This is a genomic window from Vibrio sp. VB16, from assembly GCF_015594925.2.
GTDB lineage: Bacteria > Pseudomonadota > Gammaproteobacteria > Enterobacterales > Vibrionaceae > Vibrio.
This window is the reverse complement of record NZ_CP087590.1, coordinates 1,246,455-1,261,304: the sequence shown is the minus strand read 5'-3', so window position 1 is coordinate 1,261,304 and position 14,850 is coordinate 1,246,455. Positions and strand designations below refer to the sequence as shown.

Sequence of the window (14,850 nt, the reverse complement as noted above, 5' to 3'; positions counted from 1 at the left end):
CGTTCAATTAAAAGAATAGCAAGCATCTGAAATTTATCCTGTCCAAATGCCACTATTTCAACCTCAACAATCTTAAAGCATTTGCTGTTACTAATAATGTCGCACCACTGTCTGCCAATACCGCCAACCATAATCCAGTAATACCCAGAAGGCTCGTCACCAAAAACACAGCTTTTAACCCTAATGCCAAAGCGATATTTTGACGAATATTTGCCAATGTTGCTTTCGAAAGAATAATGATTTCTGCTACATCCGTCAGACGGTTATGGGTCAAGGCCGAATCTGCCGCTTCCAGAGCAACATCGGTGCCGCTGCCCATCGCAATACCGATTGACGCCGCTTTCATGGCTGGCGCGTCATTGATACCATCGCCAACCATCGCAACATGCTTCGTTTTCGCAAGCTGCTGAACAAAATCCACTTTATCTTCAGGAAGCAGACCCGCCTCGTATACAACACCAATCTTGTCAGCAATACCTTTTGCACTTCGCGCATTGTCGCCTGTAAGCATTAACGTACTGATACCTAGTTTGTGTAGCTTATCTATCGCGTCTTTCGCATCCTCACGCAGGGTATCTTGCCATGCAAGAATGCCAATCACCTTCGACGCCTCCAAGACTAGAACCGTTGTTTTACCTACACTCTCTAGACGAGCAACGTGTTGCTCTATCTCCGTCGATATCGGCACGTTAACTTTGCTTGGCGCGCTTATACTATAGTTAACGCCCGCAATGATTCCAGAAACACCAATACCCGCAATAGCCGTTTTCTCGGTCGCTTCCGATATGGTGATATGTTGACTCTTAACGTAAGCCACTAACGACTTCGCTAATGGGTGGCTTGAACCTAATTCGATGGATGCGGTTAGCGCGAGCAAGCGTTCTTTCGTTATATTCCCTAACGGCAAAACGTCCGTCACTTTCGGTTTACCTTTGGTCAGTGTACCCGTTTTGTCAAAAGCGACTGTTTCTATGCGTCCTAGTTGCTCGAGTGCTGCTCCACCTTTTATTAACGCCCCACGTTTAGCGGCAACCGCTAACCCAGAAGTTATGGCAGCAGGCGTAGAGATAACCAACGCACAAGGACAAGCTATAAGCAGTAAAGCAAGGCCTCGGTATACCCATGTCTCCCAAGGCTGCTCAAGCAGAAGCGGAGGAGTAATAATGACCAATAATGCTAAAGCCATCATGGCAGGGGTATACCAACGACTGAATCTATCGAGAAAACGTTCAAGTGGCGCTTTGTGCGACTCTGCTTGTTCGATTAGGTGCAGTATGCGATCAATGGCGTTTTCACCTTGCTTAGAGGTAACCCGCAAGCGAACCACTTTATCGACGACGACAGAGCCAGCAAGAACCTGGTCGTCTACTAGATGTTCTACCGGAAGTGACTCCCCCGTTAACGCACTTTCATCGAAACTGGCCGAGGTTAGGATCACCCCATCAGCAGGAAGCCGAGAGCCAGGAGAGACCTCAATAATGTCTTCGGGATTTAATTCACTAACTGAGACGTGAACCCGTTCTCCTTCCACAATCTTTACCGCGTCTTCAGGAACCAAAGCCATTAAAGACTTTACCCCACTTCTTGCCCTTGAAGAGGCGTAGGCTTCGAGTTTTTCTCCAAGTAAAAACAACAGTAAAACCATTGCCGCTTCAATCGTTTCACCTAGATACAGAGCCCCAATTGCAGCGACACTCATCAGCGTTTCAATTGAAAACGGAGTACCAGATCTCGCTAGTATCATCGCTTTTTTACCGATAGGTACCAACCCTAACAAACAAATTGCAACAAAAGACCACTCACTGAATTGAGGTAGAAGTGGTTGTAATGCAAAAGAGATAAGCATCGCGATCGCAAGAGAGATAACTTTGATATTTTGTTTGAATAGGCCGCGCAGACTGAAATCATCGTCTGTAGTAGGTTGAGAGGTATATAGATTTAACGGGAAACCGGTCTTTAGCGCGACAGATTCGATGGTTTGAGCCAGCGCCGCATTATCGTATTTAACGACGAGTTTTTCAGTAGCAAATAGTACTTTAACATCGCTAACACCGGAAATATTGCTAACCGCCATTTCAATTTTTCGAGCACAGGATGGGCAGTCCATCCCTGCAATTTTCCAGCTTTGAGTAAAAAGGGCTTGTAAACCTGAGGGGTCACTTTCCTCTGAAGGGTCAGAACCACTACTGCAAGTACCAGATTCACCGCTACAGCAGCCTTCATTTTCGCCACCGATGGCTTTTATCTGGGTAATCATTGGAGTAGAGCAGCTAGTGCTACTGATATTCTGAGCGGTTGCCTTTGATTGGCAGCCTTTGTGTTTAGTACACATGGTATCTCCTTTATCACCATTTGGTGTAAATGACTTTTGTTAAGATACCAACAAGCATAAACCTTGGAGTTAACTCCAAGGTCAAGCTTTGATTTCATAAATTTAACGAAGGCGAGCTAAAACCACATTTTGGTCTAAATTACCCTGATAGTCGGTGTAGTCCAATCCTTGGTCAAATATAAACTCTGTGACCAGTGTTCTTGCGCGTTCGCGTAAAACTTCCGCATTCCAAGGCTTTTCAAAATAACTCTCGATACGAGCAAGATTAATAGCAGTGATGGTATCTTGATGCGTCGCTTGTCCGGTCAGCAAGATTTTTTTTGTTGTTGAAAAACGACCGTCTTGGGAGATTTCAGTCAACAACTCCACCCCGGTTTTACCCGGCATAACGTGATCAGAGATAATCAAGGCGACAAATTCGCCTTCCGCGTCAAAATCATCCATCAATTCGAGAGCTTCAGCTGCTGATTCGCAATCTTCTATGTTTAACCAAGTACTAAGTGGTTCTAGATCTTGTAGTACCGCGCTCAATACTTCACGTTGGTCATCTACACAGATCAGGTTTAACTTCTCCATATTATTCCTCGACTGGCAATTTAATTCTAAAAATGGTTTTTTCCGAACCGCTTTTCACAGCAATAGTTCCACCATAACCACTTACTATTCTTTTCACGATTGAAAGTCCAAGCCCTAAGCCAAAAGAGAGTCCACCTTTCTTGGTAGTGAAGTTTGGCTGAAAAATCTGACGTCGCGTTAATTCATCAATTTCAGGGCCATTATTGGAAATCGTGACAAGAATCCGTTTGTTTGTATACCGTGTGGCAATCTCAATAGCTGGCTCCGCCGTATCTTCCATTGCATCACAGGCATTTTTCATAATATTCGCCCAAATCTGAACCAATTCAGTAGACGAACCTTTAAATTTCGGAAGATTGGCAGGACTTAGATGCACTGACACTCTCCGTAAATCGCTTTGTAATAAAGCGATAGCTTTGTTAATCGACTCGTTTACATCCAACCACTCATCGGTATCAATATCCGAGCGACCGAGTTGCTTCACCGACTTAACTATACCCACTGAGTGCCTTGCGGCTAATCGCATATCGTGTAAGTCGCGACCGACTTTCCAATAACGTATGGCTTCGTTCGGGTTCTCTAGCCACTGTTTGGGTATTTCACCTCTCGGTACCGCTCGAGCTAAAGATTTGGAGAGATCACGGGATAAACCCAATTCTGATTCAAGTTCTCTAGCACGTTTACGGATCTCCGAAGAACTCGCGACCTGCCCTTGCAATAACCCTTGCTCCAAAAAGACGCTCGCCTCAGGGTGAAGTTCTTCCATCAACTGAGAGATCACCGACTGCATCCGCTCGGTCTTACTGCTCAATACGCCGACGGCATTATTAAGCTCATGCGCGATACCTGCCGCAAGCTGTCCTAATGTGGTCATTTGCTCAGCGGTATATAGCTTTTGCAATGCCTCTTCTTTGGCGATAGATTCCCGTATTGCTCTCATCTGTCGACGCGATAATTCACTCACAATAACGGGCGTAAATTGAGCCGCTAACGGACCATAATATTCTGGCTCTACCGCCCGCGTCTGCCCATCTATCCAAGCAAGTTCGACATCGGTTTTAGCGACAACCGTTGAAGAAGCAATGAGTGTTTCAGAGAAAAAACTGTGGACCCCTAAAAAGGCACCTTCGGTTCCATTAAAGATCTTCGTTTCTCTTTCGCTCTCTTCATCAACAATGTAGCCTTCAATCTCTCCTTTCCAGACATAATACAGTCGCTCATTATCACCACCTTGCAATATGATGGATCGACCCGCAGCGACCGTTAGCCTCCTTTCAGGTTGGCTAAAGTAACATCTGACCAAACGGGTGAGCTTTTCTGTATCCATATAGGTTATCCGATAAAACCAACGACGTTGAGTATCCAGACCAAAACAAAGCTGCCCAGGACACCAATCACACCCATTATCACGCCCACTTTCGCCATCTGGCCACTTTCAACGTTACCCGTTGCATGAGCTAATGCGTTTGGTGGAGTACTAATAGGTAAAGACATCCCTAACGAAGCCGCAAACGTGACGACGAGGATCAATGTCATCTGTCCACCCAATGGTGCGAGAGAAGTCATTGAAGCACCCAGTGCTGCCATGATTGGCATCAACAAGTTAGCAGTTGCCGTATGTGACATGAAGTTTGCCATAGTCAAACAGAGGAATGCCGCGCCGAATAGGACAATATATGGTGAGTATTCATCAAACGGAATACTGTGCACCATAAGCCTAGCAAGACCCGTCTTATCTAAGGCAAGACCTAATGCAATACCACCGGATACCAACCATAAAACATCCCATGAAATTTTCTTAAGATCTTCTTTATTGATAATGCCGGTAATCGAGAAAATCGCGACGGGAATCAAGGCAACAGTATAAGAGTTCATTCCGTGAGAAGAGCCCATTAACCAAAGCACAATTGTTGTACCAAACGTAATATATACCGTGATCGCTTTTGGTGTTTTAAGGAATTTACCTTTGATATTCAAATCGATCGACTTGGTATCCGCACCATAAAGTTTATTAATTAAGAACCAAGCCAGTGCCATCATAATGATGACGAACGGTACACCAAATGTCATCCATTCGCCAAATGTGATCAGGTTGTCACCGACCAAGTATTTAAGTGCAATAGCGTTAGGTGGGGTACCAATAGGCGTACCGATACCACCGATATTAGCGGCAACCGGAATACAAAGTGCAAAGGCGATTCGACCTGGGTCATTTCGACTAAAAACAGCAATAACAGGCGTTAGAATAGATAACATCATCGCCGTGGTCGCCGTATTAGACATGAACATGGAGAAGATGCCAGTTATAAGCATCAGACCAAGCATTACATACTTAGGATCTGAGCCAAACGGCTTAAGCAACACACGAGCTAGGTTGACATCTAGACGATATTTGGTGGCGGCCATAGCGAGAAAAAAACCACCTAAAAAGAGCATAATTATTGGGCTAGCAAACGTAGCCATAATGTCTTTGTAGCTCAGTAGTGTTCCAAACTCTGGTGTTCCTTCTCCAAGACGAAAAAAGATAATGCCCTTATTTGAAAGCAACAATAACTCTAGAACAATAATCACAACCGAGGTTGCGTAGATAGGGATTGGTTCGAAAACCCAGCACAAAGCAGCAAGTAAAAAGATCGCAATTACACGCTGTTGAATGATTGTCATACCGTCAAAAGGAAATGCTGATAAAGGTAAAACTAAAATAAATAGAGGGATGATCAAGGGGATGAGATACTTCATATATTGTCGCATAGAGTGGTTACAATTCCATCTTACAGATTCCAAAAATTAAGACCGGCTGGCGCCGATCAATCTGTGTTCATTATGTGGCAATTCCTCAACTCAATTTGTAGTCGTAGATCAAACTTCCTACAATTCAACAATAAAAATCATTAAAAAACATATATATCATGACACACGTCAGTTTACATTTTGATTTCTTGACACTAAATCAAACTGTTGGACAGGAAGTTCTTCAGCAGCGACCACATCCGTCGAGCTAAATGGCGTCATTGTAACGCACTTCACTGCGGGGTCGATCACATCAACATCGACGATAACATCGGTCATCAAATCACCAATATGTTTACGTAAAACGATGATTCCGATAATACCAAATAAAATACTCCCTGCGGCTTGGCCATAAATGACCCCAAGAGCGCCAAACCACTGCGCGCCAAAGTACACAAACGGCAACGTACCTAAGGTCGCTTTACCTAGATTTAAACTGGTTGAATAGAAAGGTTTACCCAAATTATTGAACGACGCGTTAGCGACAAATAACGCCCCATTGAATACGAACGTTAAGGCAACAAAGGAACAGAATGCAGAAACCAATATCGCTGCATCTCCAGTTAAAGAAAAACTTGAAATAATCAAGCCCTGGGCCATATAAAGAATAGCGGTAACCGATATACAATAAATAGTGACAAAAATAAGGGCGTTATAAAGCGTCTCTTTCACTCTATCTAAACGCCCTGCACCGTAATTTTGACCAATAATGGGCCCTACCGCGCCTGAAAGCGCAAAGATCACAGCAAACGCAACCGGCATTATGCGGCCGATTACGGCAAAGCCTGCTACGAAGTTCTCGCCAAATTGGGCAATGTTTGTGGTGACAATCGCGTTACCAATGGGGGTTGCCGTATTGGTTATAATAGCAGGTAAAGCGATAGCCAATATTGTCGGTAGATGCTCTTTCACTATCCCAAACTGAGGTCGCCCAACGAGATCATGAATTCGAACCAAAGGAACCATCGAAAAAACAAGCACAGTAAAACGTGCCACTACTGACGCGGCGGCAGCGCCCTCTACATTCCAACCGAAACCGAAGATAAACAAAGGATCTAAAATGGCGTTGATTATCCCACCAGCTAACGTTGCCCACATCGAGCGCTTTGCGTCTCCGACGGCACGCAGCCCGGCGCCTGCAACCATAGCCAATGCTATAAATGGACTACTCGGCAACAGAATCTGCAAGTAAGCTTCTGCACGTTCTGCCGCAAAGCCTGTCGCCCCGATGGCAGCCAACAATTCAGATATATTAACGAACATAATACTGGTTACGACAACGCTTATGACAAAAGCGACCACCAGCGTGCTCGCGGCTATCTGCCTGGCATATTGCCGTTTTTTGGCCCCTAACGCTTTAGAGACGAGCGCCCCCATAGCAATAGAAGAACCAATAGAAACCGAGGTAGAGAAAAAGGTTAATGTGCCCGCAAACCCTACCGCTGCCGCCAACTCTACCTGACCTAACATACTGATAAACAACATATCCATCAGGTCAACCACAAACAACGCCATTAAACCTATTGAAGCGGTTCCAGACATCACCAAAATATGTCTCATCGTTGAACCTTCAACAAATTTCGCGGTTTGTGTACTCATTCGTCTTCCTTTTTACGTTCATATCAAAAAAACAAAAGGCGCTTAATGCGCCTTTTGTTTTTTTATACCTTTAAAGCTGATTTTTGAAACTCGTCTCTAACGCCTTACCAATCGCGGTTAACACATCGCGCCGCGTAATAATTCCGAGTAACTTCCCTTTGTCTACAACAGGATAAACTTTCGGTTTTCCGACTTTCATCATCGCCGCCAATTCAAATATACCGAGATCTGGACTAACAGAAAGAACCTCTTTGTACATGCAATCACTAACAATATGCGTTTCTTGGCTGGTATACGCTACCTTCATCAAATTCGCTAATAAATCCTGCTCTGAAATGAATCCTATAACCTTTCCATCGGCGTCTACAACAGGACCACCCATATGGTTTGATTTCATGACTTTATCTAGCGCGGCAGAAAGAGACATTTCAGGGCTAAATTTAACCGCGTGATTATCCATGTAGTCTTTAACTTTTAGTGTTTCCATTACTTATCTCCTCAAACCTATCTAGCATGTATCTATCCGGAAGCTCGTATTGATTAACCGAAACTAGCGAATAACATCTTTCAACCTATAAACTATATTGTTACCTAATTTACTGATTTTACAAATAGATAACACCAATTTATTCAATAAGAAATAACTATTAAGAGGTACTACTTGGTTATAACGTACTTGTAACCCTTTAAAAATCGGGGTTTTTACGCTTTATCTAAGCCCAATAAAAATGAAAACTTCGCTATAAGTGAAACGATTTTGTTAAATTAGATTGCTGTTCAGCCATGTTTTCTAATTTCTCACTTAATAAAACTAAACTATGTGCACTCTGGGTCGTGTCTTGTGCTAATCCGTGGATATGAGCAACGTTTGTAGTAACCTCTGTCGCGGCGAGTTTATGTTGGTTCGTCGCGGCCGCGATCTGATGACTACTCTCTTCTATTTTACCTAGAAATTGATGCACCTCAGATAGCGCCAAATTTACCCCATCGGCATGTCCACTGTACTCGTTCATATAATCACTACACGCCGCAATTTTGGATACAGTGATCTCGGCACTTTTCTTTAAAGAATCTATTTTTCGTTTTATTTCTACCGTCGAGCTTGTCGTCTTCGAGGCAAGTACTCGCACCTCGTCAGCCACAACCGCAAAGCCTCGTCCTTGTTCCCCCGCTCTTGCCGCCTCTATCGCCGCGTTCAAAGCCAATAAATTGGTCTGCTCTGAAATATTTGAAATGACATCAAGTATCGAACCTATACTTGCACTCTCCATTTCCAATTGTTGGATGCTTTCTGCCGAACTCGCTAATTGAACCGAAAGTTGCTCAATTAGTTGAACGTTAACGTCCATTAACGCCTTACCTTTATCCGAACAGGCAACCGCATTGGTTACCAAGTTAAAAGAGTCATTCGAAGCGTTTGCAATCTCAACTACCGCGTGTTCTATCTCTTCCATTGCGGAAGCCACTTGTAAGATTTGCGCCGTTTGCTCTTCGATCGCAGAGCTAAGGCTGTCACTCGTTGTCTGGTTTTCTATCGATGCCCCATTGAGATTATTCGATGACAAACTCAATTGATTTATAACCATTGATAGTTGCTCAATCATCAAATTAACCTTGCTAGCGACCTGCCCTAACTCATTGTGAGCGTGATAATGCACTCGTACTGCAAGGTTTTTATTGGCTACGTCATCCAAAGCACCGTTTATTTGTTTACTCGGCACCTTGATTGACCGCGCGACAATCCAACCGATAGCACACGCTAACGATGTCGCGGTCAACACTGCCGCAATAATGGAGATAGTCGACTGCTTAAGTTGGCGCTTCGATATTTCAAACAAAGAATTGGCGTTATTTGTGGCAAATATTGCCATTGTTTCAATTTCCTTTAATTGATTATCTAACTCTGTTTCTAGTTCTAACCGTAGAGAATGAGTATGATTATTCAACTCCATCGACTGAAGATAGAGGGTAACCGCGCCAGTATCAGAGAAAACCAATGATTGAACTGCATTCAACCCCCCTTTAAGATTTGAATACATCTCAGGGTTATTATCTTGAACCTTCCGTAACAATTCTGAGTATACCTGTTCTCTTCGTTTAAAATTTTTCGTCTCAGGTTTAAGTTCTATTGGGTCTTTTAACGAAAAAATAACCTTCGATTGAGATTCAATCAAGCTTACTTGGCTCTGCAATTGTTCTATTACTGTCTTGTCTGCCCCTGAACGAGATGATTGGGCTTGTAATTCATTGCTCACCTGCTGTAATAGCATTGCCGCATCAGATTGTGCATACAGGCTTTGTTCGTTGATATCGATAAATTGAGCGTGAGTCGTCGTTACATCATTAAGTTGTTCAACAACCCATTTACTACTCGATGAAATAGCATCAACATATTGATTAAGTTCACTATTTACATCAGCATGCTGAATGAACCATTGCAATTCATTGTGATAATTGCTAACCGACGATTCAATCGCTTTATTCGCTTGCTCTAATTCATCAATATAAGAAATGAATAAGTAAGGCGTTAAACTGCGATTAATATTGAGCAAGGCCACTTTCAATTGGCTTGAATGTACGACTAAAGGCGTGGATTCATTATTAATCATCTCCATTCTGTCCGCTGACCCTTTGATTAAACCCAAACTAAACCACGATATTAATACCATAATTGATATCAATAATACGAACCCTAGATATATCCTAGATACAATAGATAAACTTTTCACTTTTATAACTCGACGATAAATATTTACACTATTACCCCATAAAACCACGTCTACTTTCCATATCAATGCTCACAGAATGGTCACTCAAAAAATCTATGAAACAAAACTGTCATACCTCAAGACTACACACGTAAGATATAGAAAAAAACAGCTTAAATACATAAGGTTAAAAAATTAAGCACACATGCTAACACTCGCTAAGAAAACGGTTTCATAATGGGGTGATAAAAAATATGAACACGTCACATAACGCAAAAATTTGTTAAGCCTAGCACTCCAAAAATGAACGTTTGTTCAATGTATTTTTTCCCAATTTTGAATGCTTTATGATAAAATAATCAACGGTAATTCATAAGTGAACACTTTAATTAGGTTATTTATTATGAGAAAGAAAAAAGAAACCGCTACCGTATACGATGTAGCTAAACTTGCCGGCGTATCGCCTGCCACTGTTTCTCGATTTTTAAATAGAACGACGTTTGTTTCAGATGAAAAAAGCCACAAGATTGAAGATGCCATCAACGCATTAGATTACAAACCCGTTTATCAACCTGCAATTACAGGCAATCGTCGTTCGATGACGATTGGGGCTCTCGTTCAGCATCCCGATAGTCCGTTCACCAGCCAAATTTTAAACGATATGGAAAAAGTACTTATTTCGCAGGGATATCAGTTAACTATTGCCTCTGGTCACTGGGATAAGAAACTTGAAACCTATGCATTAGCAAGCTTAAAACAGCAAAATATTGATGGTCTTATTATCGTCACTGGTAACTTAACAAACAACCAACTTATTGAATTTTCAAATGAAATACCTATCGTTGCCGTAGGTTATGATGTAAAAGCAAGCAAAATACGCTGTATTAATATTGATAACGAGTTAGCAGGATATATGGCAACACTTCACCTGCTTCAGCTTGGTCATTCAAACATTGGACACATAAAGGGACTGGCGTCTCAACCTGACTCATTGCATCGATTTGATGGGTATAAAAGAGCCTTGAAAGAAGCCGGACTAAGACCGAACCAAAGGCTAATCAAACAAGGAGATTTTAGTTCGGCTCTCGCTTATAAGCAAACGGTTGAATTACTCAACGATGATAAAGCCAAAGTCACGGCAATATTCGCCGCGAATGATCTCAGTGCATATGGTGTAATTAAAGCCATCCATGATCACGGTCTTAGCGTACCTGATGATATCTCAGTGATTGGTTTGGATGATTTACCTACCTCGCAATACTTCACGCCGGGCTTAACCACATTAAGGCAACCAATAGAAGAGATTGGCACCGTTTCTGCCAACTCAATCTTAAATTTCTTAAGCGGGGATCGGCATGAAGATAGGTTGCCACCGATAGATTTGATTGTACGTCAGACAACTCGGTCCTTAAGAAGTTAAACGAGCAAATGTTAGCGCTAGCAAGTTTGTGACTCGCTAACGCTAACTTCCCAGATTTGTATTAAAAAAGCACCACCTTAATCGGTAATGCTGGTCAATTAAGACAAGGTATTCAGTAATTCGCCGCCATTCCCGTAAAAACGGGAATCTTGGTGATTTTAGATCCCCATTTTCATGGGGATGACGTTGGTTTTCATGGGAATGACGAGATTTGGCAGCTTTCAGTGAGCGGTATTACACCATATTTGGTGGTATTTTAATCAACAGAATTTGCTTTCACTTAACAAAAACTTAGATACTTACGTCGTTTATCTTTGTTGCAATGCTTCTGGTAAATACGCAAATATCATCCCCGGTCTGAAGTAACGCCCTGCTGTATATTTCAATCCCGTATTCTGTAACCAAACATGCAAACTCGCCACATGTCCCGAGTCAATGATTGGGGCGACCAACTTAGTAAATGTCTCTATTTCAGAAGTAATAAATGGATTTACTCGTCGATCCGTTAGCAAGCATTCCGTTTTACATAACTGGGTGTGCCACTCATTCGCCACTGTACTAGAAATTGAAAACTCAGAAACCAAATCATCTGCTGATACAGTCACAGAACAATTAAATCCTTCTGGTGCGGCAAATGGAATTTTTGATTGATGATATAGAGCGTCATAGACAGTATCCATCAATTCAACGGCTTGATCATTTTTACCGCTAAGTCTTAGAGCTGAAGCGACACTAAACTGCACTCCTATCCAGACGTCTTGAGCCTGAAATGCGTCATGCGGCATGCCGTTTTCCAAGGTCATATTGGCGATACCAAGTTTAGGGCTGTTTATTTTATAGTTCGTCTCGTAAACATAATCTAAGGCTCGTTCGACTTTATCTTGACTAAACAAACCATTTAGACCCAATAACTTGAGGTAACTGTCCGCAAGTAACGCGTCCCCAAAACTATTATCCGAGTCCATCTCGATAATGGTATTATATTCACTACTAAACGCGAGCGGAGCGATGTCTACCAGAAGCCGTTTAGCTTGGTATCTCGATTGTACTTTGCTCTCATTTAGGTTCGCTTGTACACCATCAAGATACTCATTTAGTATATCTTTATCTACTACACGGTTTCCTGTTAGATGTAATCCAATCGTCGCCAGTTCTTGAAAACCTGTTCCCGTTAAGTGTTTAGTTTGAATTGGAGTAATATAAAAGTGAAAATACCCTTTTTGCTCATCCCATAGCCCTTGCTCTAGAACTGACAACGCTTTGTCAGCGAGATCGCTATGTTCGATCTCAAGTTCTTCTCGGCCCATCAACTTAGCTAACTCCGCTCCCGCATAAAGACCGGCAACCCAAAGACTCGCGCAATATACCGATATGCCATGCGAGGCTAGGTTATCAAAGGTGTCGTCTGTTCCTCTTGTTAGTGGCAGTACATCCCCTTCTTCAATCAGATTGGTCAGATATTCAATGCTCTCTCTTACCGCTTGCCAACAAGATTCAACAACAGAAAAATCATTCGTTTGCTTGAAATGACGATAAACCATTAACACATATTTTGGCGCTAGGTCCTTCCACTCTTTTACATTGTGCCAAGTATAAGCGTCTGGTTGAATGTCAAAAGGACTACCAAGATCATGTATCACCGCACCACGTATTGCCCTTACCCCTTCATATTTGGCATCGATAAGCTCTGCATGTGGTTTGTCTTCATACTCCCAAAAACGACGCTTGGTTACATCTTCAGCAAGAATCGCGTTGGAAAACTCTTTCATTACACAACCGTCGAGCTCTGGTAATAGATAAAGCAGCGAAAACGAACCATAAAAATAGACATCCAGAGAATTGAAAAATGGATAATCTACACACTCTTTCACTAGGAATTTATCTGTCACATCCCATACCGTCGATTCAGCAAGAAATGACAACGTATTCATCGCCATGGTCGCAAAACTTACCGCAGAAGCGTTATCCCCTATCGCTTTTTTAGCCTGATCTAGGTAATGGCTTTGTTCTGTGATTATGCGCTGTTCAATGGCATCTATACTTGGTAGCACCTCTTCCATAATAGCAACAGAACGGCGCTCTTTTTGATAGAACTGACAATAGGCTTTTTCGCTTTGCCAGTCTTGCAACAATATTTTATTGTGGTCCATTACTTGAACAAATCGAACACTTAACGACTGATTAGGTTCCAGATCTAGCTGAACCGTTACCAAAGCCGAAAGCGCCTCGCGTCCACTGTAGATTCCGCTGTCGAAATGCGCGTTAACTCGACCAGTATTTAAGGCATCGATTACAGCTTCGTTTTCATTGACCGTATATACCGATGGCTTTGTTGATACCGTAATCGATTGGTTTTTCAGTAATGACCGCTCTGTCTGAGCGCCAAATAACACTTCACCATCAACATCGGATTGATAGGGTGATTGATTGGCTAGCTTCACACCAAAAAAACCGTGCGTTTCTCCAACCTGAACTTCATAACCAGTATGAGATTGCTTCACAGGATTTTGCGTAAGCGTGCAAGCCGAATCCTGAACACCTGGCCGCTGCTTGGCATAGGTTGAACCGATAAGGTTTTTTAGCGACTGAACTAAGGTAACCGTCTTAGGTTTATCCGACAAGTTCGTCACTTCAAATTCATTCCAGTGGATAGGCAAAGAGCACAGTCTTTTATCACCACGAACAATCGGTGATACCACCTTTCGTTGAATGCCAATCTCACTGAACGCAGAGTAACGATACTGAGCCATAGGATACAGAACCTGATACTCAATCTCACGTTCTGCTATAGCGTCAATTCCCTTTCGGTCCGACTGAGCAGTAAGCGACACTCTTTTTGCACTGTTATTGATAACTAAACCGTTGAAAAAGTCTAAGACAACCAATAACTGGGTCCTCGTAGAGTGGGGATCTGCTGTTATTTCTGCTTGAGTTTTCGTGGTGAACTCAATGGCCCACTTTACGAACTGAGGTTGGTTTTCTGCATAAAAATGACCCGATTTTACAGCCTGTATTAACCCGCTTAATGCGCGCTCTGACGTGGAAGTGTCAAGTATCTTCCCCTGGAAAAGGGCGGGATAAAAATGAAGATGTTGCGCAAGTTTTTCTAGGTGTGCAATAGCGAGTTTGTCTGTGCTAAGTTCATCTGCAACCGAGACAAAAAAATCGTTAAAGTTAAACTGGTTATCGTTGTTATCAATATAGATGCCGGGGATAAAAGCAAAGCTCGGCGTATTACCTAAAGGGGTTAATGTAAAGGTACTCCCTATACCACCAACAGCCATACCAGTATTGTTCGGTGTGGTCGAAATTGGCGAATACCACGGCTGAATAAATTCTACCGCATTACCCTGTGCACAAATCTGTTCTGAAACACCAGTAAAACTTGTGTATGGAATCGTATTTCTCATCATCAAAACCTAATT

9 protein-coding genes are annotated in these 14,850 nt (G+C 42.5%); 1 reads left to right on the top strand and 8 read right to left on the bottom strand.

Going from position 1 to position 14,850, the window contains the following annotated elements; genetic code table 11:
* Positions 1-52: 52 nt before the first annotated feature.
* From IUZ65_RS05985 to IUZ65_RS05955, 7 genes are all read right to left on the bottom strand, one after another.
* Positions 53-2,332, bottom strand: a complete 2,280-nt coding sequence (locus tag IUZ65_RS05985; protein ID WP_195702875.1) for a zinc/cadmium/mercury/lead-transporting ATPase — start codon at positions 2,330-2,332, stop codon at positions 53-55.
* A gap of 102 nt (positions 2,333-2,434) precedes the next feature.
* Positions 2,435-2,908, bottom strand: a complete 474-nt coding sequence (locus IUZ65_RS05980; protein WP_195702874.1) for a response regulator — start codon at positions 2,906-2,908, stop codon at positions 2,435-2,437.
* A 1-nt stretch (position 2,909) separates the two neighbouring features.
* A complete protein-coding gene (locus tag IUZ65_RS05975) occupies positions 2,910-4,235 on the bottom strand; it encodes an ATP-binding protein (protein ID WP_195702873.1) in 1,326 nt (441 codons plus the stop codon).
* A 5-nt stretch (positions 4,236-4,240) separates the two neighbouring features.
* The gene (locus IUZ65_RS05970; protein ID WP_195702872.1) at positions 4,241-5,659 is read right to left on the bottom strand and encodes an SLC13 family permease; all 1,419 of its coding nucleotides are present in this window, start codon (positions 5,657-5,659) and stop codon (positions 4,241-4,243) included.
* A 168-nt stretch (positions 5,660-5,827) separates the two neighbouring features.
* Positions 5,828-7,297: an MATE family efflux transporter gene (locus IUZ65_RS05965; protein WP_195702871.1), complete on the bottom strand. Its 1,470-nt coding sequence runs from the start codon at positions 7,295-7,297 to the stop codon at positions 5,828-5,830.
* A gap of 70 nt (positions 7,298-7,367) precedes the next feature.
* Positions 7,368-7,784, bottom strand: coding sequence for a CBS domain-containing protein (locus IUZ65_RS05960; protein ID WP_195702870.1), 417 nt, complete (start codon positions 7,782-7,784; stop codon positions 7,368-7,370).
* 253 nt (positions 7,785-8,037) lie between these two features.
* Positions 8,038-9,966, bottom strand: coding sequence for a methyl-accepting chemotaxis protein (locus IUZ65_RS05955; protein WP_195702869.1), 1,929 nt, complete (start codon positions 9,964-9,966; stop codon positions 8,038-8,040).
* A gap of 442 nt (positions 9,967-10,408) precedes the next feature.
* On the opposite strand from IUZ65_RS05955, the gene IUZ65_RS05950 reads away from it, so the two are divergent.
* On the top strand, positions 10,409-11,425 hold the full coding sequence (locus IUZ65_RS05950; RefSeq protein WP_195702868.1) for a LacI family DNA-binding transcriptional regulator: 1,017 nt from the start codon (positions 10,409-10,411) through the stop codon (positions 11,423-11,425).
* A 308-nt stretch (positions 11,426-11,733) separates the two neighbouring features.
* Here the strand turns inward: IUZ65_RS05950 and IUZ65_RS05945 are convergent, their stop codons facing one another.
* Positions 11,734-14,835, bottom strand: coding sequence for a GH116 family glycosyl hydrolase (locus IUZ65_RS05945; protein WP_195705016.1), 3,102 nt, complete (start codon positions 14,833-14,835; stop codon positions 11,734-11,736).
* Positions 14,836-14,850: the final 15 nt, after the last annotated feature.